21 protein-coding genes are annotated in these 25,734 nt (G+C 62.9%); 8 read left to right on the top strand and 13 right to left on the bottom strand.

The window, feature by feature from the left end; all coding sequences use genetic code 11:
- Positions 1–46 precede the first annotated feature (46 nt).
- Complete coding sequence (locus FHX11_RS06320; protein WP_184356190.1) at positions 47–301, top strand: hypothetical protein; 255 nt, start codon at positions 47–49, stop codon at positions 299–301.
- On the opposite strand, the gene FHX11_RS06315 is transcribed toward FHX11_RS06320, so the two are convergent.
- From FHX11_RS06315 to FHX11_RS06300, 4 genes are all read right to left on the bottom strand, one after another.
- Entirely contained in the window at positions 277–2,820 is a 2,544-nt protein-coding gene (locus tag FHX11_RS06315) for a HAMP domain-containing methyl-accepting chemotaxis protein (RefSeq protein WP_184356188.1), read from the bottom strand. The genes FHX11_RS06320 and FHX11_RS06315 overlap by 25 nt on opposite strands.
- A 329-nt stretch (positions 2,821–3,149) precedes the next feature.
- Positions 3,150–3,293: a hypothetical protein gene (locus FHX11_RS06310; protein ID WP_184356186.1), complete on the bottom strand. Its 144-nt coding sequence runs from the start codon at positions 3,291–3,293 to the stop codon at positions 3,150–3,152.
- 170 nt (positions 3,294–3,463) lie between these two features.
- A complete protein-coding gene (locus tag FHX11_RS06305; RefSeq protein WP_184356184.1) occupies positions 3,464–3,970 on the bottom strand; it encodes an ankyrin repeat domain-containing protein in 507 nt (168 codons plus the stop codon).
- Between the two features lie 70 nt (positions 3,971–4,040).
- Complete coding sequence (locus tag FHX11_RS06300) at positions 4,041–5,225, bottom strand: NAD(P)/FAD-dependent oxidoreductase (protein WP_184356182.1); 1,185 nt, start codon at positions 5,223–5,225, stop codon at positions 4,041–4,043.
- A gap of 135 nt (positions 5,226–5,360) precedes the next feature.
- On the opposite strand from FHX11_RS06300, the gene FHX11_RS06295 reads away from it, so the two are divergent.
- The 5 genes from FHX11_RS06295 (at position 5,361) to edd (ending at position 12,427) form a co-directional block, all read left to right on the top strand.
- Positions 5,361–6,794: a glutamine synthetase family protein gene (locus FHX11_RS06295; RefSeq protein WP_184356180.1), complete on the top strand. Its 1,434-nt coding sequence runs from the start codon at positions 5,361–5,363 to the stop codon at positions 6,792–6,794.
- Positions 6,795–6,806: 12 nt separating this feature from the next.
- Positions 6,807–8,105, top strand: coding sequence for an FAD-binding oxidoreductase (locus FHX11_RS06290; RefSeq protein WP_184356178.1), 1,299 nt, complete (start codon positions 6,807–6,809; stop codon positions 8,103–8,105).
- Positions 8,106–8,234: 129 nt separating this feature from the next.
- On the top strand, positions 8,235–9,710 hold the full coding sequence (gene zwf, locus FHX11_RS06285) for a glucose-6-phosphate dehydrogenase (protein ID WP_184356176.1): 1,476 nt from the start codon (positions 8,235–8,237) through the stop codon (positions 9,708–9,710).
- A 15-nt stretch (positions 9,711–9,725) separates the two neighbouring features.
- A complete protein-coding gene (pgl, locus tag FHX11_RS06280; RefSeq protein WP_184356175.1) occupies positions 9,726–10,424 on the top strand; it encodes a 6-phosphogluconolactonase in 699 nt (232 codons plus the stop codon).
- Positions 10,425–10,603: 179 nt separating this feature from the next.
- Positions 10,604–12,427 carry a phosphogluconate dehydratase gene (gene edd, locus FHX11_RS06275; protein ID WP_184356173.1) on the top strand — a complete coding sequence of 608 codons (1,824 nt, stop codon included), beginning with the start codon at positions 10,604–10,606 and terminating at the stop codon, positions 12,425–12,427.
- A 119-nt stretch (positions 12,428–12,546) separates the two neighbouring features.
- On the opposite strand, the gene FHX11_RS06270 is transcribed toward edd, so the two are convergent.
- Positions 12,547–13,455 carry a DUF3313 domain-containing protein gene (locus FHX11_RS06270; protein ID WP_184356171.1) on the bottom strand — a complete coding sequence of 303 codons (909 nt, stop codon included), beginning with the start codon at positions 13,453–13,455 and terminating at the stop codon, positions 12,547–12,549.
- A gap of 206 nt (positions 13,456–13,661) precedes the next feature.
- Between FHX11_RS06270 and FHX11_RS06265 the strand changes: the two genes are divergently transcribed.
- Positions 13,662–14,252, top strand: a complete 591-nt coding sequence (locus FHX11_RS06265) for a TetR/AcrR family transcriptional regulator (RefSeq protein WP_184356169.1) — start codon at positions 13,662–13,664, stop codon at positions 14,250–14,252.
- Positions 14,253–14,405: 153 nt separating this feature from the next.
- On the opposite strand, the gene FHX11_RS06260 is transcribed toward FHX11_RS06265, so the two are convergent.
- The 6 genes from FHX11_RS06260 to FHX11_RS06235 all read right to left on the bottom strand — a co-directional run bounded on the left by FHX11_RS06260 (position 14,406) and on the right by FHX11_RS06235 (position 21,428).
- Entirely contained in the window at positions 14,406–14,759 is a 354-nt protein-coding gene (locus tag FHX11_RS06260; protein ID WP_184357499.1) for a hypothetical protein, read from the bottom strand.
- A 194-nt stretch (positions 14,760–14,953) separates the two neighbouring features.
- Complete coding sequence (gene ugpC, locus FHX11_RS06255; RefSeq protein ID WP_184356166.1) at positions 14,954–16,045, bottom strand: sn-glycerol-3-phosphate ABC transporter ATP-binding protein UgpC; 1,092 nt, start codon at positions 16,043–16,045, stop codon at positions 14,954–14,956.
- A 21-nt stretch (positions 16,046–16,066) separates the two neighbouring features.
- Positions 16,067–17,719 (bottom strand): alpha-glucosidase, encoded by a 1,653-nt coding sequence (locus tag FHX11_RS06250; protein ID WP_184356164.1) that lies wholly within the window; start codon positions 17,717–17,719, stop codon positions 16,067–16,069.
- A gap of 36 nt (positions 17,720–17,755) precedes the next feature.
- Positions 17,756–18,919, bottom strand: coding sequence for a carbohydrate ABC transporter permease (locus FHX11_RS06245; protein ID WP_184356162.1), 1,164 nt, complete (start codon positions 18,917–18,919; stop codon positions 17,756–17,758).
- A 1-nt stretch (position 18,920) separates the two neighbouring features.
- Positions 18,921–19,937 carry a sugar ABC transporter permease gene (locus FHX11_RS06240; protein WP_184356160.1) on the bottom strand — a complete coding sequence of 339 codons (1,017 nt, stop codon included), beginning with the start codon at positions 19,935–19,937 and terminating at the stop codon, positions 18,921–18,923.
- 129 nt (positions 19,938–20,066) lie between these two features.
- On the bottom strand, positions 20,067–21,428 hold the full coding sequence (locus FHX11_RS06235; protein WP_184356158.1) for an ABC transporter substrate-binding protein: 1,362 nt from the start codon (positions 21,426–21,428) through the stop codon (positions 20,067–20,069).
- Between the two features lie 333 nt (positions 21,429–21,761).
- On the opposite strand from FHX11_RS06235, the gene FHX11_RS06230 reads away from it, so the two are divergent.
- Entirely contained in the window at positions 21,762–22,787 is a 1,026-nt protein-coding gene (locus FHX11_RS06230; RefSeq protein WP_184356157.1) for a substrate-binding domain-containing protein, read from the top strand.
- 6 nt (positions 22,788–22,793) lie between these two features.
- Here FHX11_RS06230 and folD read toward each other — a convergent pair whose 3' ends face one another.
- Entirely contained in the window at positions 22,794–23,693 is a 900-nt protein-coding gene (gene folD / locus FHX11_RS06225; RefSeq protein WP_184356155.1) for a bifunctional methylenetetrahydrofolate dehydrogenase/methenyltetrahydrofolate cyclohydrolase FolD, read from the bottom strand.
- Between the two features lie 104 nt (positions 23,694–23,797).
- Entirely contained in the window at positions 23,798–25,711 is a 1,914-nt protein-coding gene (locus FHX11_RS06220) for a succinoglycan biosynthesis protein exop (RefSeq protein ID WP_184356153.1), read from the bottom strand.
- Positions 25,712–25,734 lie beyond the last annotated feature (23 nt).

Here is a 25,734-nt window from a genome sequence, read left to right as displayed (position 1 = left end):
TTTCTGTGTGTAATTGAAGGGATGCCTCTCAATATGGAGATTTCCCATGATGGACAGCATCGCCTTGGCCAAGATCGTCGAATTGCGGAACAAGACATTGCAGGAGCAATGGCGCCGCGACGACGATGCCTTCTACCAGCATTACGGCCATGAGCCTCCGGTGCTGTTCACCTGGCTCGGAGACCTGCTCGACCGGACGCATGCATGGCTGAAGACGAAAAAGGCGGACCGGCCGGAGATCGGCCGATCCGCCTGCGACGGTGGCGATTGCCGCGCTCAGGCGGCGTCGGCGCGCATGTAGTTCACGGCCTGCCCCTGGCCGCTTTCGATCTTGAACTGCTGGATGAGGTACAGCAGCGCGTCCGCCTCGGAGGCGAGTTCGCGGCTGGCCGCCGTGGTCTCCTCGACCATGGCGGCGTTCTGCTGCGTCATCTGGTCCATGTGATTGACGGAGGCGTTGACTTCCTGCAGCGCGCTTGCCTGATCGTGGCTGGCGCGGGCGATCATTTCAACATGCTGGCTGATGGTGACGATCTGGCTGCTGATCTGGGCCAGCACCGAGCCGGCCTGCTGCACGGATTGCGAACCGGAATTGACCTCCTGGGTCGATTTGTTGATCAGCCCCTTGATCTCCTTGGCGGCAGCGGCGGAGCGCTGCGCCAGTTCGCGCACTTCCATGGCGACGACCGCGAAGCCCTTGCCGGCATCGCCGGCGCGGGCAGCCTCGATGCCGGCGTTCAGCGCGAGGAGATTGGTCTGGAAGGCGATCTCGTCGATGACGCCGATGATCTGCTCGATCTGGCGTGCGGCATCCTCGATGCGCCCCATGGCGTCGATGGCGTTGCCGACGACGACGGAGCTGTCATCGGCGCTGCGCTTGGCCTCGCGCACGATCGCATCGGCGTCCTTGGCGCGCTCGGCGGAGGAGCGGACCGTGACGGTGATCTCGTCGACGGCGGCTGCCGTCTGTTCGAGCGAGGCCGCCTGCTGTTCGGTACGCTTCGACAGGTCCTCGGCGGAGGCCGCCATCTGGTTGCCGTTGGTCTGGATCATCTCGACATTGTCGCGCACCTGGCTGAGCGTCTGCTGCAGGCGCGACAGCGAGCTGTTGAAATCCTGGCGGAGCTGTTCGAGACGGCCGATGAAGGGCGTCTCGATCGTCGAGGAGATGTCCCCCTGCGCCAGGCGCTCCAGGCCGGCGGCAAGCTCGCTGACGGCGAAGTCGATCTGGCGGTCGAGCTCGCGCTTTTCGGCATCGTTGCGCTGGCGCTCGTGCTCGGCGGCGGCGCGTTCCTCGTCGCTCTGCTCCTCGATGCGGATCTTCGAGATCGCGTTTTCCTTGAAGATGCCGAGCGCGCGGGCCATGTCGCCGATTTCGTCATGGCGCTGTTCGCCGGAGATCGACGTCTCCAGCATGCCGTCGGCAATGCGGCGCATGGCGGCGGTGATCTGGCCGATCGGGCGCTGCAGGGTCAGGACCAGGGCAATGCCGCCGGCAACGGAGAGAATGATGCCGAGGATGGTGGCGAGGATCGAGATGTAGTTCGCCTGATTGCGTTCCGTGCCGGCGCTCTGCTTCTGCGTTTCGGCAAAGGCCGTGAGCTGGCCCCAGATCTGATCGAGCTGCTGGCGCGCGGCGGCATATTCCGTGATGCGCTGGGCTGTCGTGTTGACCAGCTGATCACCGCCGTCCTCGACCGACTTGATGGCGGGGCGGATGCCGGCGTCGATGCCGTTGATGAAATCCATGCCCCTGGCGCTTTGCTTCAGCGTGTCGAGCGTGCCGCGCAACTTGAAGACTTCCTGCCGCAGGCGAGCGAGATTGTCCTTGCTGGTATTGCCCAGGAACTCGCCAAGCACGAGCTGCAGCGAGTAGATCGCGCCCTGGAGACGTCGGGTATCCTGAAGAACCGAGTTGGTCTGAACGACCTTGGCGTCGAGTTCGACGAAGGTCGTGGTCGCCTGACGCATCATCTGCGTCGCGGCCAACTGCGTATAGGTCGAGGTCTGGCGGAAGCGCGAGAGAAGCCGGCCGACGCTGGCGATGGTGTCATCGGTCGGGACGTCGGTGCTGTCGGCAAAGGTGCCGAGATCCTTAATGGTGCCGACCAGGGACTGCACGACACTCTTCTGGTTCTGCGGGAGGGCAAGGTCGATCGAACGCTGCGCCTTGGCAAGATCCGGCAAACGGTCCTTGAGCAGCTTCATCTTGTCGGCCGGCGTCGCGGCCTTGTTGAAATCCTCGGCAACGGAAACGAGCAGATCGCCGCCCTTCAGCAGCCGGTCGGCGGACCGCAGCGTCGCGGTTGCGGCGGCCTGGTCCTGGCGCATCTGGTCTTCGAGCTGCTGACCGCTGAAATCGACGTTGAAACGAGTTTTGATCAGCGCCTTCTGAGCATCGTCGATCCCCTTGCGGACATCGACTTCCTGCTCATGCAGCGTCCAGAGCTTGGCAACCAGATTGGACATGTCGGCGGTCTTGGCCGTCGCATCCGACAGGTTATCGCGGCCGTCCGCATCCTTGTCGAGCTGGCCGAGCGTCGAGCCGAGAACGCCCTGCTGCGACTTGATGTCCGCATACAGCTTGTCGCGCTGCTCGGCATTGGTGATGCGCAGGAAGTCGTCCATCGACGCGTAGAGATTCTTGAAGCCAGTCAAGGACTGCAGCACGCTGTTGGAGATTTCCATGCGCCCTTGCAGCAGGCCGGATGCATAGAGACCGGTGAGGCCGACGGCGGAAATGCTGATGACAAACGGCAGGACGAAGATCAGGACTTTCGTCTTGATCTTGAAACGGGACAGGATCTTGTCAATGAACATCGTGGCGCTGGCCTCTCATACACCGCTCCCCCGCCGGCGCCGCGCGGCGCTGGCCGGATGCACAATCATCAAATCTTGAGATGTTCGCAGGCGGGGACCTGAGCAGCGTCAGGAGGCAATCATTGCTTCGGCTCCACCATGTGGAAGCACGCCCCGGAAAATCTGCTGGGATTGTGGGTGTGAGAGATTAATTTTCAGATAAGGGGCGCAAACGAATCACTTGGCACACGGTAAGCGCGAGAAAACAGCCGATAGAAAGGTCAGCCGAAATAAAGCGTGGCGCCAAGGCGCAGATCAGTCGCCAACATAGCGGCGAGTTATGCCGATACTCAGAAGCCGCGCACCGCAACGTAGGCAATGCAGGCAGCCGTGGCGCCGGTTGCGAGCATCAGCAGCCTGACGGCTACCAGCCTGGCGTTGTCACGGGTCTGAGCAATTGCAATGGCACGTGCACGACGTTGTGTTTTGTTCATGAGCCTAAATCCCATTTCCACCCTGATACGATAACCGGCAAAAGGCCGTCCCGGCAACAGGCAATGTAGAAAATAAAGATGTAGGAAAAGAAAACGCCAAAACCAGAGGTTAGTCGCAAGTGTCGCACCCCATCGGTCGTTGGCCCGAGACCGTGCGACTGAAGCGGGCGCTACTTCAGCAGCGCCGCGATTGCGGGATCGGTCGCCATTTCGGCGGCGGTTTTGCCGGAAGACGACTTGATGGTCTTGTCGGCGCCATCCTTCAGCAACGCCTTGACGACGGCCGGATCGTCCTGCTGGGCCGCCATGTGCAACGGCGTCCAGCCGTCATAATCGCCGCGCACGTTGACGTCGGCGCCCTTGGAGACCAGGAGATCGATCATGTCGGCCGGGCCGTAATAGGCCGCGGTATGCAGCGGATACCAGCCTTCCGTCGTCTTCATGTCCAGCTTGGCGCCGCAGGCCAGCATCTTCTTGACGACGTCGCCCTTCTTATCACGGATCGCAATGGCGAAATTGGTATCGCCGCCCACATCCTGGCCGTTCGGGTCGAGCTTTTTGCATTGCGCGGAGGCGGCGCCGGCACCCGATGCGGTGACGGCAAGCATGCCGATCGTCACGGCCGCAACCATGCCCGACAGTGCTGCCGGTCTGAAGATTCGGGCCTTGAACGTCATGATTGCTCCATCGAGTAATTTCGCGCTGGAGATGCTCTTGCCCGTTTTGCGGTCTATTGGCAAGCTCAATTCAGGCCGCCTCGCCAGCGACATGGCCGGAAGCCCAGGCCCATTGGAAATTGTAGCCGCCGAGCCAGCCCGTGACATCGACGCATTCGCCGATGAAGAAGAGGCCCGGCACGGTCTTCACCTGCATGGTCCTCGAATCGAGGCAGGCGGTATCGACGCCCCCAAGCGTGACTTCGGCCGTCCGGTAGCCTTCCGAGCCGGACGGCTTGACCGGCCAGGCCTGGACGGCGGCGGCAAGCTGCTGCAGCCGCTTGTCGCCTTGGTCCGCCATGTTGCCCGACATGCCCTCGTTCTCGGCGAAATGCTGCGCCAGCCGCTTCGGCAGGATATCCGCCAGCGCTGTCTGCGCCGATTGCCGGCCATTGGCCTGCCGCGCCGTCTTCAGCATGACGAAAATATCGATATCGGGTTCGATCGCCACCGTGATCTCGTCCCCCTCCCGCCAATAGGAGGAAATCTGCAGGATCGCGGGACCGCTGAGGCCGCGATGGGTGAAGAGCAGCGCCTCACGGAAGGCCGTCTTGCCATGACGGATTTCAGCCGGCGCGGCAATCCCGGAAAGCGGCGCCAGGCGCTGGAGCAATTGCGGATCGAGCGTCAGCGGCACGAGGCCGGGGCGTGTCTCGACCAGCGGCAGGCCGAACTGCTCGGCGATCCGATAGGCAAAGCCGGTCGCGCCCATCTTCGGGATCGATTTTCCGCCGGTGGCGATGACCAGAGACGCGGCCTCGAAGGTGCCCTCCGAGGTGGAAACACGATAGCCGCCGCCAATGACGGGCTCGACCGCACTGATTTCCGTGCGCAGCCGCAATTCGACGCCGGCCGAACGCATCTCGTCGGTCAGCATGACGATGATGTCCTTGGCGCTGTTGTCGCAGAAGAGCTGGCCGAGCGTCTTCTCATGCCAGGCGATGCCGTGGCTCTCGACCATGGAGAGGAAATCGCGGGGCGCGAAGCGGGCCAGGGCCGACTTGGCGAAATGCGGATTGGCGGAGATGAAATTCTTCGGACCGGCATGGATATTGGTGAAATTGCAGCGGCCGCCGCCGGAAATGCGGATCTTCTCGCCCGGCGCGGCCGCATGATCGAGCACCAGCACGGAGCGCCCGCGCTGGCCGGCGCGGATGGCGCACATCATGCCCGCGGCACCCGCACCGAGGACGATCACATCATATCTGCCGGCCACGTTTCATTCCTTTATCGCTCGTCGCGCTGCGTTGTTATTTTCCATCATATGGCGAAAGTCCGGGCGCCTCCCCCCTCGCCAATTGCCAAACTGCGGTTATGATGCAATCTCCGACCAACGCAAGTACGGTGTTTTATGCCCGCGAAAAAGGCCCCGCTGAAAGCTTCCAAGCAGGTCTCGAAAATCATGGTCCCCCCAAGTCTGCGATCGGCGCGCGGGGTGGCAAATTGGAAGGAAGCGGCGCAATGGCTGCGGGCGCGCGGGATCGAAGACATAGAATGCATCACGCCGGACCTTGCGGGCGTGCCGCGCGGCAAGATGATGCCGACCTCGAAATTCACCTCCAACACGTCGCTCGCCCTGCCGTCGGCGATCTACCGCCACACGATCTCCGGCGAGTATCCGGAGGAGACCGAGAGCTTTCGATACGAGCCGCGCGACAGCGACCTCAAGCTGGTACCGGACCTCTCGACGCTCTCCGTCGTGCCCTGGGAAACCGATCCGACGGCGCAGGTGATCTGCGACATCGTCAATTCCGAGGGCCAGGCGGTGTCCTATACGCCGCGCAACCTGCTGAAGCGGATCATGGATCTCTACAAGGAGCGCGGCTGGAAGGCGGTCGTGGCGCCGGAGATCGAATTCTATCTCGTCGCCAAGAACGACGACCCGGACTATCCGCTGCATCCGCCGAAGGGCCGATCCGGCCGCTCGATCCTCGGCGGCCAGGGCTATTCGATCGCCGGCATCAACGAATTCGACGAGCTGATCGACGATATCTACCATTTCTCCGAAAAGCAGGGCCTGGAGATCGACACGCTGATCCATGAAGAGGGTCCGGCACAGCTCGAAATCAACTTGCGTCACGGCGACCCGATCGAACTTGCGGACCAGGTGTTCATGTTCAAGCGCACCATTCGCGAGGCGGCGATGAAGCATGGCATCTACGCCACCTTCATGGCCAAGCCGATCCAGAGCCAGCCGGGATCGGCGATGCACATCCACCAGTCGGTGGTCAACATCGAGACCGGCAAGAACGTCTTCACCAATCCGGACGGCAGCCCGTCGCCTGAGTTCTTTCACTTCATCGGCGGCATGCAGCGCTATGTGCCGAATGCGCTGGCGATGCTCGCGCCTTACGTGAACTCCTACCGGCGTCTGGCGCCGAACATGTCCTGCCCGGTCAACAATGCCTGGGGCTACGACAACCGCACCACGGCTTTCCGCGTGCCGGTTTCCGATCCGCAGGCCCGCCGCGTCGAGAACAGGCTGCCGAGCTCGGATGCCAATCCCTATCTGGCGCTCGCCGCTTCGCTCGCCTCCGGCCTGCTCGGCATCATGAAGAAGGTGGAACCGACGGCGCCGACCGAGGATTCGGCCAATGAAGGCTCGATCGACCTGCCGCGCGGCCTGCTCGAGGCGATCGCGCTGCTGGAGGACGAACCGGCCTTCGAGGAGGTGCTGGGCAAGGACTTCATCGACATCTATGCCGGCGTCAAGCGCGGCGAATTCGAGACCTTCATGCAGGTGATCAGCCCCTGGGAGCGGGAATTCCTTCTGCTCAACGTGTGAAGGAGAACCGCCATGACATTGCAGCAAGCGTGGCAGAGCCCGATCGCACCGGGCCTTTCCTTCTATCAGGCAACCGTTGGCCCTCGCCCGACCTATCCGAAGCTCGACGGCTCGCGCCGGGCCGACGTCGCCATCGTCGGCGGCGGCTATACCGGCCTGCAGGCGGCCTATAATCTCGCCAAGGGCGGCGCCAGCGTGGTGCTGATCGACGCCAACCGTTTCGGTGACGGCGCATCCGGCCGCAACGGCGGCCAGCTCGGCACCGGCCAGCGCTGGTGGCCGGAAGAGCTGGAGGAAAAGATCGGCTACGAGCGTTCCAAGGCGCTGTTCGATCTTGCCGAGGACGCCAAGCGTCATCTTCTCGATTTCGCCGCCGAGCATGGCATCGACATCGACTTCATTCCCGGCCAGATGAACGTCACCCACAAGCCGAGCTACAAGCGCGCCTATATGGACAATGCGGAGATCGCCGCGGCGCGCTACAATTATCCGCATGTCAGCTTCATGGATACGGCGGAGACCCAAGAGCGGCTGGGGTCGAAATTCTATCTCTACGGCGTGCGCGACACCGGCACGGGCCATATCCATCCGCTGAAGCTGCTCATCGGGCTGGCGCGGGTGGCGGCCGAAGCCGGTGCCTCCCTATTCGAAATGACCAAGGCCAAGACCTTCCGGCAGACGGGCGGCAGGACGGTCATCGAAACGGATGGCGGCGACATCACCGCCGAACGCGTGCTGATCGCCTGCAACGGCTATATCGGCAATCTGGAGCCGGTGACCGCGAGCCATGTCATGCCGATCCGCTCCTTCATTGGCGCCACCGAGCCACTCGAAAAGTTTCCCGAGGTCCTGCCCGGCGGCGAGGCCGTGGCGGATTCGCGATTCGTGGTGCGCTATTTCCGCAAATCGAAGGACGGACGGCTGCTGTTCGGCGGCCGCGAGGCCTACACGGCCGACAATCCGCGCGACATAACGCAGCATATCCGCCGCCAGATCGCCGAAATCTATCCGGCGCTTTCCGGGATCGACATCACCCACGCATGGGGCGGATCGGTCGGCATCACCATGCCGCGCCAGCCTTTCGTACGCGAGGTCATGCCCGGCGTGACCTCGATCGGCGGCTATTCCGGCCACGGGGTCATGCTGTCAAATTATTGCGGTAAACTCTATGCCAAAACGGTCCTCGGGAATGACGACGACCTTCAGCTTTTCAAGGCGCTGAACGTTCCGCCCTTTCCCGGCGGCGCTCGATTGCGGACGCCGCTGCTGTTCCTGGCGCTCTCGTGGTTTGCGTTGCGCGACAGGTTCTAGATCCATAACGGATTTCCTCCCGCGGCAATCCGCTCTAAAAACCGAGTCCGATTTTTGCGATGCACACTGGTCTTTTTAAATCGATTAGATTAAAAGAGGCCCCAACCAAGACCGATTGAGAGATACCTCATGAGCAGCCAAATCATTCCCGTTGAACCATTTGACTATGTCGTTTTCGGCGGCAGCGGCGACCTCGCTGAGCGCAAGCTCCTGCCTGCCCTTTATCATCGTCAGGTCGAAGGCCAGTTTTCCGAGCCGACGCGCATCATCGGCGCGTCGCGCAGCGCACTTTCGAATGAGGAATACCGCAAGTTTGCCGACGCCGCCCTCAAGGAGCATCTCAAGAAGGGCGAGTACGACGAGGCGGAAGTGAAGAAATTCCTCGCCCGCCTGTTCTATGTTCCGGTCGATGCCCGCAGCGATGCCGGCTGGGATCAATTGAAGAAGATCCTCGACGAAGGCAAGGACCGCGTGCGCGCCTTCTATCTCGCCGTCGCTCCCGGCATTTTCGGCGACATTTCGCAGAAGATCCACGACCACAAGCTGATCACCAAGCAGACCCGCATCGTCGTCGAAAAGCCGATCGGCCGCGACCTCGATTCGGCCCTGCAGCTCAACGACACGATCGGCAAGGTCTTCAAGGAAGAGCAGATCTTCCGCATCGACCACTATCTCGGCAAGGAGACGGTGCAGAACCTGATGGCGCTGCGCTTCGCCAACGCCCTCTACGAGCCGCTGTGGAACGCCAATCATATCGACCATGTGCAGATCACGGTGGCGGAATCGGTCGGCCTCGAAGGCCGCGCCGGCTACTACGACACCGCCGGCGCCCTGCGCGACATGGTGCAGAACCACATCCTGCAGCTCCTGTGCCTGACCGCGATGGAAATTCCTTCCTCGATGGATTCGGAAGCCGTGCGCGACGAGAAGCTGAAGGTGCTGCGCGCGCTGAAGCCGATCAACGCCTCCAATGTCGAGCAGGCGACGGTTCGCGGCCAGTACCGCGCCGGCGCATCCTCGGGCGGCCCGGTCAAGGGTTACCTGGACGAGCTCGAAGGCGGCGTCTCCAACACCGAAACCTTCGTCGCCATCAAGGCCGAGATCGGCAATTGGCGCTGGGCCGGCGTTCCCTTCTACATCCGCACCGGCAAGCGTCTCGCCGGCCGCATGTCGGAGATCGTCATCACCTTCAAGCCGATCCCGCACAATATCTTCGATCAATCCGCCGGCCGTACCGTCGCCAACCAGCTGATCATCCGCCTGCAGCCGGACGAAGGCGTCAAGCAGTCGCTGATGATCAAGGACCCCGGTCCGGGCGGCATGCGCCTGCGCAACGTTTCGCTCGACATGAGCTTCGCCGCCGCCTTCAACGTCCGCAACCCGGATGCCTATGAACGGCTGCTGATGGATGTCATCCGCTCGAACCAGACGCTGTTCATGCGCCGCGACGAGGTGGAGGCGGCCTGGGATTGGGTCGACCCCATTCTCAAGGGATGGGAAACCGCCGGTCAGCAGGTGCAGGGCTATACGGCCGGCACCTGGGGCCCAAGCCAGGCTATCGCGCTGATCGAACGCGACGGCCGCACCTGGCACGACGATATCTGAACCGGGACGACGACGATGACAGCGAACATGCATGCTTTCGCCAACGGTGCCGAACTCGCCGGCAAGCTCGCGGACAAGGTAGCCGAGATCCTCTCGGCCGCCATCGCCGCGCGCGGCTCCGCAAGCATCGCGGTTTCCGGCGGCTCCACCCCGAAGGCCTTCTTCCAGGCGCTGTCGTCGCGTCCGCTCGACTGGGGCAAAGTAACGATTACCCTGGTCGACGAACGGTTCGTGCCTGCAGACAATCCGCGTTCGAACCACCTGCTCGTTCAGGAAAACCTGCTGAAGGACAAGGCCGCGGCGGCGCAGTTCCTTCCGCTCTATCAGGCCGTGGCCTCCGCCGGGGAAGCCGCCGTCATCGCCACGGAAAAGACCAAGGGCATCGGCCATCCTTTCGATGTCGTCATTCTCGGCATGGGCAATGACGGCCATACCGCATCCTTCTTTCCCGGCGGCAGCAATCTTGCGGTTGCACTCGATCCGAAGATGCCGCGCGGCATCATCACCATGGAAGCCGAAGGAGCGGGCGAACCGCGCCTGACATTCACCTTCTCCAGCCTTCAGGATGCCCGATTGCTGGTGCTCCATATCGAGGGAGAAGGCAAGAAGGACGTTCTCGCCAAGGCCGAAGCGCCGGGAGAAGAGACCGAAATGCCGATCCGCGCCATGCTGCGCCGGGCCGCCTCTCCGGTCGAGATTTACTGGGCTCCCTGACACGGTCGAACGGCCGTCATCGGACCCTGAAAGACACAGCAACGGCTGCTGCGCCACGCGCCCGAAAGGGCGTGCCGGCATAGCAGTGACATTTCAAGCCTGCGCCTGATCCTTTCCCAGACAAGATCGAAGGTGATCTTTCGGGACCAGGCGCAAGAACAGCCGGAGGCAGATCGACCATGGCCGCTGACGCCCGCATATCCGCGATTACCGCACGTATCGTCGAACGTTCGAAACCAACGCGCGAGCTCTATCTGGAGCGCCTGCGCAACGCCGCGACCAAAGGGGCGCAGCGCTCCGTGCTCGGCTGCGCCAATCTCGCCCATGGCTTCGCCGTCTGTTCCCCCTCCGAGAAGGATGCGCTGGCGGGCGACCGCGTGCCCAATCTCGGGATCATCACCTCCTATAACGACATGCTCTCGGCGCACCAGCCCTTCGAGACCTATCCCGCCATCATCCGCGAGGCGGCGGCGCAGGCCGGCGGCATCGCCCAGGTGGCGGGCGGCGTGCCCGCCATGTGCGACGGCGTCACCCAGGGCCAGCCGGGCATGGAGCTGTCGCTCTTCTCGCGCGACCTGATCGCCATGTCGGCCGGCGTCGGCCTGTCGCACAATATGTTCGATGCCGCCGTCTTCCTCGGCGTCTGCGACAAGATCGTGCCAGGCCTCGTCATCGCCGCCCTCTCCTTCGGCCATCTGCCGGCCGTCTTCATTCCGGCGGGACCGATGACCTCCGGCCTGCCGAACGACGAGAAGTCGCGCGTGCGCCAGCTCTTTGCCGAAGGCAAGGTCGGCCGCGCCGAGCTGCTGGAGGCGGAATCGAAGTCCTATCACGGCCCCGGCACCTGCACCTTCTACGGCACGGCCAATTCCAACCAGATGCTGATGGAGATCATGGGCTTCCACATGCCCGGCGCCTCCTTCGTCAATCCCGGCACGCCGCTGCGCGATGCGCTGACGCGGGAAGCCGCCAAACGGGCGCTGGCGATCACCGCCATGGGCAATGAATTCACACCGGCCGGCGAGATGATCGACGAGCGCTCGATCGTCAACGGCGTCGTCGGCCTGCATGCGACTGGCGGCTCGACCAATCACACCATGCATCTCGTCGCCATGGCGCGCGCGGCCGGCATCGTGCTCACCTGGCAGGATATTTCCGAGCTTTCGGACATCATTCCGCTGCTTGCCCGCGTCTATCCGAACGGACTTGCCGACGTGAACCATTTCCACGCCGCCGGCGGCATGGGCTTCCTGATCAAGGAACTCTTGAAGAAGGGGCTGCTGCACGACGACGTGCGCACCGTCTACGGCCATGGTCTCGACGCCTACTCCATCGACGTCAAGCTCGGCACGGATGGCAACGTCCTGCGCGAACCGGCGCCGGACAAGAGCCATGACCCGAAGGTGCTGGCAAGCATCGAGACGCCGTTCCAGGGCAATGGCGGCCTGAAGATGCTGCGCGGCAATATCGGCAAGGCGGTCATCAAGATTTCCGCCGTCAAGCCGGAGCGCCATATCGTCGAAGCGCCCGCCATCATTTTCCATGACCAGCTGGAGATGCAGCAGGCCTTCAAGGACGGCAAGCTGAACCGCGATTTCGTCGCCGTCGTCCGTTTCCAGGGACCGAAGGCCAACGGCATGCCGGAGCTGCACAAGCTGACGCCGGCCCTCGGCGTGCTGCAGGACCGCGGCTTCCGGGTGGCGCTCTTGACCGACGGGCGCATGTCCGGCGCATCGGGCAAGGTGCCAGCCGCGATCCATGTGACGCCGGAAGCCGTTGACGGCGGGCCGATCGCCCGCATCCAGGAAGGCGACATCATCCGCATCGACGCCATCGCCGGCACGCTGGAAGTGCTGGTCGATGCCGCCACCATGGCCGAACGCGAGCCGGTCGTCGCCGATCTTTCGGAGAATGAATTCGGCATGGGCCGCGAGCTCTTCGCTCCGTTCCGCCGCGCCGCCGGCGCCGCCGATCAGGGCGCCAGCGTGTTGTTCCATCACTAGAGCATTTCCGCTTTTCTTCGAATCGCGAAAACGCTCTATCCTTTTGTTTTTACGCAATTCCGGACGGAAAACCGCTACGCACTTTTCCTGGAATTGCTCTAAAAGACATCAAGACCCGCTCACGAAGCATCGGGGGCGGGTTTATCGGTCCATTTTGGCGGCAGCCCGATGCGCTCGCCGATAAAGCCGGCAACGCCCGGCGATTTTCCGAACACCTTGCACGCCTCGTATTTCGGGCCGCGCCCGACCATGCCGGCGAGCTTCGCCCCGGATGGGAACGGCACGGTGCCGAACGGCGTCCTGCCCTTGACCAACAGCTTGCTGAAATCGCCGCCGAATTTCGCGGCGAGACTATAGGCGTCGCCCTCCTTGGCGACGGTTCCCGAATCGAAAAACGCGTTGGCGCCGCGTCCCCAGATCATCACTGCCTTCTGCGCGCCCTGACGGTCGATCGCCTCGGCCTCGAGCGACAGGCTGCCCATGCCGACCGGAATGCGTGGAACGGGAACGGGCACGCCCGGCAGCAGCACGCTTTTGGCCACCGAGGCGACTTTCGACGCACCGACGGCTGTCGGATTCGTCGCCTTGACCTGGGTGACCACGGCGCGAACGGTCAGGTCCGCCGGCTCCGACAAGCCCACAACGACGAAGCGTTCGCTCAAGCCCGAGCATAGCGTCCTATCCACGGCATTGGTGACGAGGTTTCGCTGGGCGGGCGTGAAAGCGGCACTTTCGGCCCGCAGCGAAAAGGCGGTCGGCACGATCTTCACGGTCTTTGCCGCAAGAACATCGTCCTTGCTCACCTTCAGAAGCGAGCGGGCGGCCAGTCCGTTCGATTGCGTCAGCCCATCGTAGGATCGCAACGATCCGGCGCGATCCAGAGGTGCTGCCGCGCAGCCGGACATCAGCAGGCTCAAGGCAGCGACCAGCGCCGGCCAGAGATCGAACCGGCCGGCCGGAACCGGTTCGGGCGAGATGACATCATGCACTGCAGAAACATCAAGGTTTGCAATCGGGCTGTCTGGCATGGCGTGCCGGCTCTCCTAGGCCTTTTGGGTGATTGGACGAACATTAATTATTACACTGAGTGTAAAATAATCTTGGCAACTTTACGGCGACCGGCGAACGATGAAAGGAATTTCAGGAAGAGACACCCGAACAAGATCCGGCGATCCACCGCCCGACGCCGTAACCGCGATTTGTGCCGCGCTGCGACTCGTGCGAGAATGACCGCATGCATGAAGCCCCCTCCAAACCGGCAGGCCTGCGTGAAGAGAAGCGGCGACAGACGTTTCAACGCATAGCGGAAGCCGGGCTGAAATCCTTTCTGTCCAAAGGCTACCAAGAGACGACGATCGACGAGATTGCGGCAGCGGCCGGCATCTCCCGGCGAACGTTCTTTTATTATTTCAAGAGCAAGGACGACATTCTTCTGGCGCATCAGCGCGGATATATGGAGGCTCTCAGGGCATCCATCATGGAGAATAGATCGGCTGGCCGGCCGCTCGATGTCATCCATCAAGCGACCTTGGGGCTGGTTGCCCGTCTCCAGGCCCCTCAGCTTTTCGAGACTGCCCGGCTCATGCGCCAAAGCGAATCCCTGCGCACTCGTACGCGCGGCAATTATCTACAGCTCGAGCAAGTCGCCTATGAGGCGCTCTGCGAACTGTTTCCGGCCAGGGACCGGGACGGGCTGCGGCTGGTTTCGATGATTGCCGTGAGCCCGCTTCGCCTCTCGGTCGACAAGTGGCTGCAGGAAGACGGCAAGCTGCCGCTGATCGACTATGTCGAGGACGCGCTTCGGAAATGGCGAACGGAAATTTGATCCGCCGGCCGTATGAATCGCTGCGCGCCTAGAGCCTTTCCGCTTTTCCTCGAATCGCGAAAACGCTCTATCTTTTTGTTTCCTTACGCATTCCAGGCGGAAAACCGCTGGGCACTTTTCCTGGAATTGCACTGGCCAGGCGACGAAGCTTAATCAAGCCCGGATATCGAGCACGCGGTTGCGATGCGCCGGATGGGTGCTGTAGACGAAGATCTTGTTCATTTCCTTTTCCGTGAGCAGGCGCAGGAAGCGAACTTCGACCGTGTTGTTGGAGAATACCTTCATGAGCACGCAGCCAATCTTGGTGAGCCGCGCATCGGGGATATCCAGATAGAATTGCTTCGGCAGATTATACTGGGTGAGGATCGCCAGAATGGCGCTGCTCTGCGAGATGCGGATGATGTCGCAGCGGCGAGACGCGAGGTTCATCACGCCCTTCTCTGTATATTCGATCCGCGCGGCGTTCATGGTGTCCTCCATCCTGTACCGCGCCTCGCGGTCGTACATGAAGGACTCTTCCTTGTTGAGAAAATGCTGGCCTGAATTCGCTGCGCCGGAAGCTGCCATTGCCGTAATCCCTAAAGTATATCTGGGATGAAAGACTACCAGCGGGTCTTTAACAGAAGGTTTGGAAGCGCTAGTTCAAGTTGCATTTTGTTCTATTTTGGGACTTGAACCGGCGCTTCCGCAGCTTGGGAATATTATCGCCTGCGATAGGTATGGCCGTCGGCATCGAAGAGATGCAGCTTCTGCCTGTCGGCGGCGAAACGCATCTTCTGCCCGCGCTTGACGTCGGCGATGCCGGGGATCTTGACGATGATCGGCTCGCCGTCCACCAGCCCCTCGATATAGAGCTGTGTGACCTCGCCGAGCGCCTCGACGATGGAGACCTCGCCCTCGAAGAGATAATTCTCATCGGTCGCCACCCGCAGATCCTCGGGGCGGACGCCGAAGCTTGCGGTCTTGCCGCGCTCGGAGGCCTCCGTCGCGATGTCGAGCGTCACCGCCTTGCCGCCGGTCAGCGTCACCGTCGTCTTGTCGCCGGTCTCGGTCACCGTCGCCGGAATGATGTTCATGGCCGGCGAGCCGATGAACTTCGCGACGAAGAGGTTGGCCGGATGCTCGTAAAGCTCGAGCGGCGCGCCCACCTGCTCGACGCGGCCGGCCGACAGCACGACGATACGGTCGGCGAGCGTCATGGCCTCGACCTGGTCGTGGGTGACGTAGATCATCGTCGTTTCGGGCATGGATTCGCTGAGCTTGGCGATCTCGATGCGGGTTGCCACGCGCAGGGCCGCGTCGAGGTTCGACAAGGGTTCGTCGAAGAGGAAGACCTTCGGATTGCGGCAGATGGCGCGGCCGATGGCGACGCGCTGGCGCTGGCCACCCGAAAGCGCCTTCGGCAGGCGTTCCAGATATTGCGTGAGCTGCAGGCTGGCGGCGGCGGCGCGGACGCGGCGGTCGATCTCCTGCTTGCTTTCACCGGCAATGCGCATGCCGAAGGCCATGTTGTCGAAGACCGTCATGTGCGGATAGAGGGCATAGGACTGGAAGACCATGGCGATGCCGCGCCGCGAGGGCGGCACTTCATTGACCTTCTGCCCGGCGATGAGCATGTCGCCGGCGGTGATGCTTTCCAGCCCGGCGATCATGCGCAGAAGCGTGGATTTGCCGCAGCCGGAGGGGCCGACGAAGACGATGAACTCGCCCTCCTGGATCTCCAGATCGATGCCGTGCAGGACATGCACGCTTCCATATGACTTGCGGATGTCCTTCAGAACCAGTCCCGTCATCTATGCTCTCCTCCCAAACATTCAGGCCAAGCGTGCGAAGTAAGCGCCCCAGGCCGGAATATCGATCTTGTTGCCGTAGTTATTGCTTGCAAAGCCATGGCCGGCGAGCGCCTGCCAGCTCCCCTCCGGCAGGGCCGCCACGGCCTCCGTCGGGCTCATGTTGAACACGCAGAGAATGGTCTCGCCACCATACGAGCGCGTAAAGATCAGCACGTCGTCCTGCGGCGCGGCGAAGGCGATCTCGCCCTTGGCGAAAGCCGGGTGCTGTTTGCGGAAGGCGAGGAAACGGCGGTAATGCTCCAGCACCGAGGTCTCGTCGCCCTGCTGCACGCTGACGGCCCGCAGGATATGCTCCACCGGAACCGGCAGCCAGGGCTTCACCGTCGAGAAGCCGCCCTGGGCGACCTGACTGTCCCAGACCATCGGCGTGCGGCAGCCGTCGCGGCCCTTGAATTCCGGCCAGAACTGGATGCCGTAGGGGTCCTGCAGGTCCTGATAGGCAAGATCGGCTTCGGTGAGGCCGAGTTCCTCGCCCTGATAGATGCAGACCGAGCCGCGCAGGGTCAGAAGCAGCGCCGCATATTGCTTGGCGAAGGCATCGCGGTCGGCAACGAGGTTGCCCCAGCGGCTGACATGGCGCACCACGTCATGATTGGAGAAGGCCCAGCAAGCCCAGCCCTCCGGCGCTGCGGCGGCGAAATCCTTCATCACTTCCTCGACGCGATCCGGCGACAGCGCATCGGGTGCGAGGAACTCGAAGGCGTAGCACATATGCATCTTGTCGCCGCCGGAGGTGTATTCGCCGACGATCTCGAGGCCACGCTGGCTGTCGCCGACTTCGCCGACGGCGGCGATCGCCGGATATTCGTCGAGCACGGCGCGGAAGCGCTTCAGGAATTCCAGGTTCTCCGGACGGTTCTTGTCGTAGAGATGCTCCTGGAAATTATAGGGATTGACCGCCGGCGCGGTGGAGGCATTGCGGCGCGCCGGCTCCAGCGCCGGATTGTCGCGCAGCTCCCGGTCGTGGAAATAGAAATTGATGGTGTCGAGCCGGAAGCCGTCGACGCCGCGGTCCAGCCAGAAGCGGACGACATTCAGAAGGCGATCCTGCACCTGCGGATTATGCAGGTTCATGTCCGGCTGCGAGGTCAGGAAGTTGTGCAGATAGTACTGCATGCGGGTCGGGTCCCAGGCCCAGGCCGAACCGCCGAAGATCGACAGCCAGTTGTTGGGCGGCGTGCCGTCCGGCTTGGCGTCGGCCCAGACATACCAGTCGGCCTTGGGATTGTCCTTGCTCGAGCGGCTCTCGACGAACCAGGGATGGCGGTCGGAACTGTGCGACAGCACCAGATCGATCATCACCTTGATGCCGAGACGGTGGGCTTCCGTCATCATGGCGTCGAAATCGGCCAGCGTGCCGAAGATCGGGTCGACATCCTCGTAATCGGAGACGTCATAGCCGAAATCGCGCATCGGCGAGGTGAAGAAGGGCGAGATCCAGATCGCGTCGACACCGAGGGCGGCCACATGCGGCAGGCGGGCGGCGATCCCCTTGAGGTCGCCGATGCCGTCGCCATTGGAGTCCTGATAGGAGCGCGGGTAGATCTGATAGATCACGGCGCCGCGCCACCAGTCCTTGTCCACCGTCGCAATCGATTGAGAGGCAATGCTCATCTTCTATGGGTCCTGTATGAATACTGAAGTCTGTGGTCAGCCCCCCTTCACCGACCCGGCGAGCAGACCGCGCACGAGGTAGCGCTGCAGACCGAAGAAGACGAGGAGCGGGATGAGAATGGTAACGAAGGCCGAGGCCGTCAGGATTTCCCAGTTGCCGCCGCGCGAGCCGAGCAGGGCGTTGAGCGCCGCCGTCAGGACCAGGCGATCCTTGTCGGTACCGAGGAACACCATGGCGATCAGCAGGTCATTCCAGACCCAGAGGAACTGGAAGATCGCGAAGGAGGCGAGCGCCGGGAAGGACAGCGGCAGGATGATCTTGACGAAGATGTCGAAATCGCTGGCGCCATCGACGCGGGCGGATTCGATGATCTCCTTGGGCAGGCCGGCAATGTAGTTGCGCAAGAGGTAGATGGCGAGCGGCAGACCGAAGGCGGTATGCGCCAGCCAGATGCCGGGATAGGTCTTGGAGGACACGCCGAACATCTGGCCGATCTCATTATAGATGCGCAGCAGCGGGATCAGCGACATCTGCAGCGGCACGACAATCAGGCCGACCACCAGCGCGATCAGCAGCGCCCGGCCGGGAAACTCCATCCAGGCGAGTGCGTAAGCCGCGAAGGCGGCAATCAGGATCGGGATCACCGTTGCCGGGATCGTTACCGTCAGCGAGTTGATGAAGGACTGGCCGATGCCCTCGCCTGTCAGAACGTTGCGATAGTTCTCCATGGTGAATTGCGGCGGGGTAGCGATGGTCAGATAGATGCGCTTGCTGCGCGCATCCGCCTCGAAGGGCGCATTCTTCTGGTAGCGGTAGCTGCCGTCGGCATTGACGGTGAGCGTCTCGCCGTTGCCGAGATCGGCGGGCGAGCCGACCTTGTAGGCGGCCGGCTCCTGCACGCGCAGGCCGAAGGACTGGATGCTGCCGCCGCTATTGTCGCCTTCGGGGGTAACCGTGCCGGCGATCACATAATTGGGGCCGTCCTGCACGGCCTTGTCGGGGCCGGCGAGGCGTACGGCCGTGGTGCGGGCGGAGCCGGCGAAGGCCGTCCACCAGCCGGAGACGACGATCTGGTCCTTGTCGCGCAGCGCGGTGACGAAGATGCCGAGCGTCGGGATCAGCCAGACGATGACGACGAGCAGGACCGCGAGATGGACGAAGAGACGGGCGGGGCCGATGCGGCCGAGATTTCCAAGCATGTCAGCGCCCCTTCGTTTCCGCGTTTGCACGACGAATGTTCCAGATCATGATCGGCGTGACGGCCGCCATGATGATGAGCGCGATGACGGCGCTGCGGCCGCTGTCGCCGCCGCCGCGGAACATCCAGTTGAACATCAGATTGGCCAGAACCATCGTGTTCCACTGACCGTTGGTCATGGTGAGCACGATGTCGAAAACCTTGAGCACGAGGATGGTGATGGTGGTCCAGACGGTGGCGATGGTGCCCCAAACCTGCGGCACCATGATCTTCCAGAAGATCTGCCAGCCATTGGCGCCGTCGATGACAGCCGCCTCGATCGTCTCTTCCGGAATGCCGCGTAGCGCCGCCGAGAGGATGACCATGGCGAAGCCGGTCTGGATCCAGATCAGCATGACCATCAGGAAGAAATTGTTCCAGAAGGGAATGGTGATCCAGACTTCCGGCGTGCCGCCGAAAAGCTGCACGATCGCATTCAAAAGGCCGATCTGCGCGTCGGTGCCGCCGCGATATTCGTAGATGAACTTCCAGATGACCGAGGCGCCGACGAAGGAAATTGCCATCGGCATGAAGATGACCGCCTTGGCGATGTTGCCCCACCAGATACGGTCCGTCATGACGGCGATGACCAGGCCGAAGAAGGTGCAGGCCGCCGGCACAACGGCGAGCCAGAGGATGTTGTTGAAGATCGACTGACGGAATTCCGTGTCGTTGATGGCCCAGACGTAGTTGGCGCCGCCAACGAAGGTCCCGCCGTCGGGACCGTAGAAGGAGAGGATGAAGGTCGCGACCACCGGATAGACCAGGTAGATCCCGAGCAGAAGCAGAGCCGGTCCGAGGAAAAGCCAGGGACGGATCAGTCCGCGGCGGCGCAGGTTGACCGCGATCCTATGCGTATCGCCCCCTTCCCTTGCCGGGAAAATGAGGTCCAGCACCTTATTGGAAACCCAGAAATAAGCGGCGCATGCGGCAACGCCGACTATCATGGCGGCCACCGCCGACAGGATCTGCGATATCATCCTTCCCTCCCGTTTTTGCCTGCCCGAAGCCACCCGCCGACGGCGACACCGCTCCTTGAGGCGTCGGCCGCGACAGGATCATCGGACGTCGCCGGCAAATCGCGGCGACGTCCTTTGTGACACGTCAGCTTACTTGATGGCGTCCCAGGCCTTCTGGATATCGTCGGCGGAGGCTTGCGCCGACTTGCCGCCGACGAAATCCACCATGCCGGTCCAGAAGGCGCCGGCACCGATCTTGCCCGGCATCAGGTCGGAACCGTCGAAGCGGAAGGTCGTGGCGGTGGTGAGGATTTCGCCTTCCTTCTTCAGGGTGTCGTTGGCGTAGGCATCCTTGTTGACGGCCTTGTAGGGCGTCAGGAAGCCGGATTGCGCCATCCAGACTTCCTGGGCGATCGGCGTCTGCAGGAACTGGATGAAGGCGCGAGCGGCCTTCGAGTCCTTGGTGATCGTTGCCAGCGTGCCGGCGCCGAGAACCGGCTTGCCGAGTTCCGGATGCGATGCATAGGGCGGGAAGTAGAAGAAGTCCGCATCCTGGCCAAGCTTCGTGCCCTCGGGGAAGAAGGACGGGATGAAGGAAGCCTGCTTGTGCAGGTAGCACTTCGGCGGAACCGCGAAGAGCCCCTTCGGGCTGTCGCGGAAGTCGGTCGAGGCGACGGCAGCGACACCGCCGCTGACATATTTGGCGTTCTTGGCGAACTTGCCGAATTCCTCGATGGCGTTGACCACCTTGGGATCGTTGAATTTCAGGCTGTTGTCGACCCAGCCGTCATAATCCTGCGGCGAGACGGTGCGCAGCATCAGGTCTTCGACCCAGTCGGTCGCCGGCCAGCCGGTGGCGCCGCCGGAACCCAGCCCGATGCACCAAGGCGTGCCGCCATCCTTGACGATCTGGTCGGAAAGCTTGATCAGATCCTCCATCGTCGTGGGGACCTTATAGCCGGCTTCCTCGAAATTTTCCGGCACGTACCAGACGAGCGACTTCAGGTCGGCCTTGTAGGGGAAGGCATAGAAGGCATCCTTGCCGTCCTTGCCCTTGTAGGTGCCGTAGCCGACCCAGCTGTCGCCGGCGCCGTAGTTGGTCTTGACCCAGGCGGCCAGGTCGTCGCCGAGTGGCGTCAGATAGCCCTTGCTGGCGAGGTTGGCGAGCAGGCCCGGCTGCGGCAGGATCGCGACATTCGGCGGCGAACCGGCCTGGGTGTCGATGACGATCTGCTGCTCGTAATTTTCCGAGGACGAATATTTGACGTTAACGCCGGTCGCTTCGATGAAATAGCCGAGGACGCTGGTGAAAAGCGCCTCATCCTCACCGCGCCACGGACCGAAGATGGTCAGCGTCTCGCCCTTCAGATCCGCATGGGCGGACTTGAAGTCGTCATAGCTCTTCCAGTTGAATTTCGCATCCTGGCCGGGCTGGAATTTCAAGTCGGCCGACATCGTCGTTCCGGCCGCGAGCGCGGCGACGGCAACGGTCATCAAAAACAGCTTCTTCATGTGATTGTCCTCCCAAATCAAATCCCACCGAGCCCGAACACGTCCCATGTGTCGCGCGCTCATTTCTTCAAAGCGCTTTGGCTACTCACTCATCCCATTGCAGGCGGCGCGGAGTCAAGCGAATTTGCAAATCCCCCTAATATACATGGCGTATACAGCCAAATTTCGCGATGCAGCATCAAATGACAGGCAATAATTGCTCGAATTATCTTGTCTCGCATAGGTCTCCTGCTACATAGTCTAAAGCGCTTTGGACGTCAGTTGCATGGCAGGAGGAAACCATTGCGCCGAGGCGGCCGGCCGGGCCGCGGGTAAATGGAGGAGCGACATCAGGTGAATCTGAAGCAGCTTTCGCAAATGTTGGGCCTGTCGCAGACCACGGTCAGCCGTGCCCTGAATGGATATCCGGAAGTCAATCGCGAGACCCGCGAGCGCGTGCTCAAGGCGGTGCGGGAGACGGGTTACCGTCCCAACAAGGCGGCACAGCGGCTGGCGACCGGCAAGGCCGGCTCGATCGGCCTGATCATGCCCACCTCCTCCAACAATCCTTTCGATGCGCATTTCAGCGAATTCCTGAGCGGGCTCGGCGAAGAAGCCCTGCGCCACGATTTCCATTTCGTGCTCACGCCGGCCGATCCGAACGACGAGTCCGGCGCCTTGAAGCGGCTTGCCGCCAGCGGCAATGTCGATGCCCTGTTCATCTCCTACATGCGCGGCCACGATCCGCGCCTGGAGATGCTGAAATCGCTATCCATGCCCTTCCTGGTGCACGGACGCTCCTTCGGCAGCGAGCCGGATTATCCCTATCTCGACATCGACAACGAGGCAGCCTTCTACGAAGCCACGAAGCTGCTGCTGCAGCTTGGTCACAAGCGATTTGCCTTGCTCAACGGCCCGCTCTATCTCGATTTCGCCATCCGGCGGAAAAACGGCGTCGTGGCGGCGCTCGCCGAGCGCGGCCTCACCCTGGACGAAGCCTGTGTCAGCCACACGGTGATGACCGACGAACAGGGCCTCATCGTCATGGAGCGCATCCTGCAGTTCGAAAAGCGGCCGACAGCGGTGCTCTGCTCCAGCATGGTGCTGGCGCTGGGCGCGATCCGCGCCATCAACCAGGCCAACCTGAAGCTCGGCGAGGATATTTCGCTGATCGCCCATGATGATGCGCTGACGCTCTTGAAGCCGGAGAACTTCACAGTGCCGCTGACGACGACGCGCTCGTCGCTGCGGGCGGCGGGCGTGCGCATTGCCGAGCGGCTGATCGGCGAAATCAAGCACACTGACAGCTTTCCCCGGCAGGAGCTCTGGAAGGCCGAACTGATCGTGCGCGCCTCGACGGGCGTGGCGCCACCCGATTGATCGGTCTCAGAACTTCGGCGGCTGTCTGCCGGCGGCACGATGGGCGGCGATCACCGTATTGGCCATCAGCATGGCGATCGTCATCGGCCCGACACCACCCGGAACCGGCGTGATGGCGGCGGCGACCTCGGAGACGTCCCGATAGGCGACATCGCCCACCAGTCGGCTCTTGCCCTCGCCGCGCTCGGGTGCCGCGATCCGGTTGATGCCGACATCGATGACGGTAGCGCCGGGCTTCACCCAGTCCGCCTTCACCATCTCCGGCCGTCCCACCGCCGCCACCAGAATATCGGCGGTGCGGGCAACGCCCGGCAGATCCTTCGTGCGCGAATGCGCCGTCGTCACCGTCGCATTGGCATTCAGAAGCAATTGCGCCATCGGCTTGCCGAACAGGTTAGAACGACCGATCACCACCGCATTCAGCCCCGACAGGTCCTCGCCATGCACGCGGCGCACCAGCAGCATGGCGCCGGCCGGCGTGCACGAGATCAGCCCGGTCGACAGATCGCCGGTGGCGAGCTTGCCGGCATTGACCACATGCAGACCGTCGACATCCTTGTCCGGACGGATCGACTGGATGATCGGCTCGGCATCGAGATGCTTGGGCAGCGGCAATTGCACCAGGATGCCATGCACCGACGGATCTTCGTTCAGCGACGCCACCAGGGCGGCAAGCTCGCCTTGCGAGGTCTCGGCCGGCAGCGTGTGCTGGATCGAGGTGAAGCCGCATTCCTTGGCCATCCGGCTCTTGGAGGCCACATAGGTATGGCTTGCCGGATCGTCGCCGACGATCACCACCGCCAGACCCGTCTTCACGCCGGCCTCGGCCTCGAGCCGCGATGCCGCACCCTTCACCGCATCGATCACCGATGCCGCTGCCTGCTTGCCGTCGATTACTGTCGTCACGCCACTCTCCCGATATAATCCCGACGGCAATCTACCGGTCGTCAGTCCGACAGATTTGCCTATGAACGCCCTATGGTATCTGAAAGCGGTAATTGCAAGGAGAATCACCCGCGGGCGTTTTGCCGGCGTGCAGCATAGGTCTCGACCTTGGTGCGCAACAGCGCCAATTCGCGCTGGATCTGCGTCAATTCGTCCATGTGGACGGACCGATCGTCCGCGACGGCGCTATCGTCGGCATGGGCCTGCGATACATCCGGAAGCGGCTGCGAGCATGCGGCAACCAGCACGATCTCGCCATCGAAGACCGGCTCCGGCATGATGGCGGGCGCAGCTGCGCGATCCTCCGAAAACAGACCGCCGCCCAACCATTTCCTGAGGACGACCAGGCAGAGCGCCGCGCCAAGGCCGAGCAGGAATCCGGCCGCCTGACGGCTCGCGACGCCGTCATCGAGCGGCATCGCCGCGGCGGTCGCGGGCGTCACGATCGCGATCGGCGGCGCGGTTTCGCCCGGCGCCGTATCGGTGCCCTGCAGATCGGCCTCATATCGAGTTTGAGCGGCCGCGACATCGCCCTCGAGCTGGGCCAAGCGTGCCATGTCGATATCGATGCTCTTTCGGCTGAGTGCGGTCATACGCTCGGACAGCGCCGCCTGGTTCGCGAGCGCATCCTTGAGCGCCGTGTCGCTGCTTGCGGCCAGACGCTGCAATTGATCGCGCATTTCGGCGGCAAGGCCATCGACCGTCGCCTGCTGCGCCAGCAGCCGGGGATGGCGCGGGCCGAGCTCCTTCGAAAGCCCCGAAAGGACGAGTTTTGCCGCGCTGTAACGGCTGCGCAGATCCTCCAGGCCGGCCGAGGACAGATTCGCCGGCAGCGCGCCGCTCGTGACCGTGGCGGTGGTGGCGGATCGTACGGTCGAGAGACGAGCCTTTGCGCGCAGGACCGTTTCCTCAGACACCTTGATGTCCACGTCCAATTGCTGTCGCTGCTCCTGAAGATCGCGGGCCGCCGCGATCCTGTCGTCGCCATATTGTGCCCTGAAGCTCGCCAATGCCGCCTTTGCCTGATCGAGGGCCTTCAGGCTCTTGTCCGCGGAGATATCGCGCCCAGCCACTCCACCCGAGCGTTGCCCGACGGCGGCATCGTAGATCGTCGCCGCGGCCAGATGGTTGGCGATATCGGCCGATCGCGCCGGATCGCTCGTGACGACAGTCAGCCGCAGCGTGCCGCGCGCCGCATCGGCGGTGACGGCGAGGTCCTTGCGGAGCGCCGTCTGCGCACGCGAGGGCGCGTCGGAAGCATTGCCGCTGCCGGAGATGAGCTCCATGGCGATGCCGAAAGCGCCGGCGCGGCTGTCGGTGAATTCCGGATCACGATCGAGTTTCAGCCGGGCAACGAGATCGGACAGCAGGGATGGCGCCAGGATGCGCTTGGCGGTGACGGCAAGGAGCGCCTGCCGCGCCGTGCCCTGCCCTTCGACCGCCAGGACGGTCTCGGAGAGATAGCGCGGCGGCGATGCCAGCATTGCCGGACCGACGGCACCGGCCAACGCGGCGGCCATGACCAGGGCTATGGAGCCCGGTCCGAAAATCCAGCGACGCCGTGGAACGGGCGTAGCCGTCGGGATCGGCAGTGCCGGCGGCGGCACGTCCTCATCCTCGACGGAAACAGGCGGCCGATCGGCGACCTGCGCCGTTTCGAACACCGCAAGCGCTTCGCCGCCGGCGGGGCGGCTTTCGAGGATGTCGCGAATGCGGGCGGATAGCGGCGGCGCTTCCATCTCGATGTTATCAACGCCTCGCTCTCCCGAGACCGGATAGGGATCGCCGTCCAGCGCCTTGCGGATGATGGCGAGCAATTGCGCCTCGCTCGCGCCGCGGCCATCCGCCGGTTGCAGATTGGCGGCGATCAGATAACCGTCTTCGCCGCGGTCGAGATAGGCATGACGTCCCATGCGGTCGGGACGGAGGGCTTCCGTCTCGCCGGGATAGGATCTGGTCCTGGCCTTGCTTTCGAACATGGCAGATCGTCTCGCGCGCGGTC

It is taken from the genome of Rhizobium sp. BK602, assembly GCF_014195095.1.
Lineage (GTDB): Bacteria > Pseudomonadota > Alphaproteobacteria > Rhizobiales > Rhizobiaceae > Rhizobium.
Note: the sequence above shows the minus strand (reverse complement) of the source record. Positions and strands in the feature narration are given on the sequence as shown.

Bases quoted from the DNA above. Each gene is read 5' to 3' on its own strand.
- FHX11_RS06320 (WP_184356190.1), top strand. From the start codon at position 47: ATGATGGACAGCATCGCCTTGGCCAAGATCGTCGAATTGCGGAACAAG.
- FHX11_RS06315 (WP_184356188.1), bottom strand. From the start codon at position 2,820: ATGTTCATTGACAAGATCCTGTCCCGTTTCAAGATCAAGACGAAAGTC.
- FHX11_RS06310 (WP_184356186.1), bottom strand. From the start codon at position 3,293: ATGAACAAAACACAACGTCGTGCACGTGCCATTGCAATTGCTCAGACC.
- FHX11_RS06305 (WP_184356184.1), bottom strand. From the start codon at position 3,970: ATGACGTTCAAGGCCCGAATCTTCAGACCGGCAGCACTGTCGGGCATG.
- FHX11_RS06295 (WP_184356180.1), top strand. From the start codon at position 5,361: ATGCCCGCGAAAAAGGCCCCGCTGAAAGCTTCCAAGCAGGTCTCGAAA.
- FHX11_RS06290 (WP_184356178.1), top strand. From the start codon at position 6,807: ATGACATTGCAGCAAGCGTGGCAGAGCCCGATCGCACCGGGCCTTTCC.
- zwf (WP_184356176.1), top strand. From the start codon at position 8,235: ATGAGCAGCCAAATCATTCCCGTTGAACCATTTGACTATGTCGTTTTC.
- pgl (WP_184356175.1), top strand. From the start codon at position 9,726: ATGACAGCGAACATGCATGCTTTCGCCAACGGTGCCGAACTCGCCGGC.
- edd (WP_184356173.1), top strand. From the start codon at position 10,604: ATGGCCGCTGACGCCCGCATATCCGCGATTACCGCACGTATCGTCGAA.
- FHX11_RS06270 (WP_184356171.1), bottom strand. From the start codon at position 13,455: ATGCCAGACAGCCCGATTGCAAACCTTGATGTTTCTGCAGTGCATGAT.
- FHX11_RS06265 (WP_184356169.1), top strand. From the start codon at position 13,662: ATGCATGAAGCCCCCTCCAAACCGGCAGGCCTGCGTGAAGAGAAGCGG.
- FHX11_RS06260 (WP_184357499.1), bottom strand. From the start codon at position 14,759: ATGTACGACCGCGAGGCGCGGTACAGGATGGAGGACACCATGAACGCC.
- ugpC (WP_184356166.1), bottom strand. From the start codon at position 16,045: ATGACGGGACTGGTTCTGAAGGACATCCGCAAGTCATATGGAAGCGTG.
- FHX11_RS06250 (WP_184356164.1), bottom strand. From the start codon at position 17,719: ATGAGCATTGCCTCTCAATCGATTGCGACGGTGGACAAGGACTGGTGG.
- FHX11_RS06245 (WP_184356162.1), bottom strand. From the start codon at position 18,919: ATGCTTGGAAATCTCGGCCGCATCGGCCCCGCCCGTCTCTTCGTCCAT.
- FHX11_RS06240 (WP_184356160.1), bottom strand. From the start codon at position 19,937: ATGATATCGCAGATCCTGTCGGCGGTGGCCGCCATGATAGTCGGCGTT.
- FHX11_RS06235 (WP_184356158.1), bottom strand. From the start codon at position 21,428: ATGAAGAAGCTGTTTTTGATGACCGTTGCCGTCGCCGCGCTCGCGGCC.
- FHX11_RS06220 (WP_184356153.1), bottom strand. From the start codon at position 25,711: ATGTTCGAAAGCAAGGCCAGGACCAGATCCTATCCCGGCGAGACGGAA.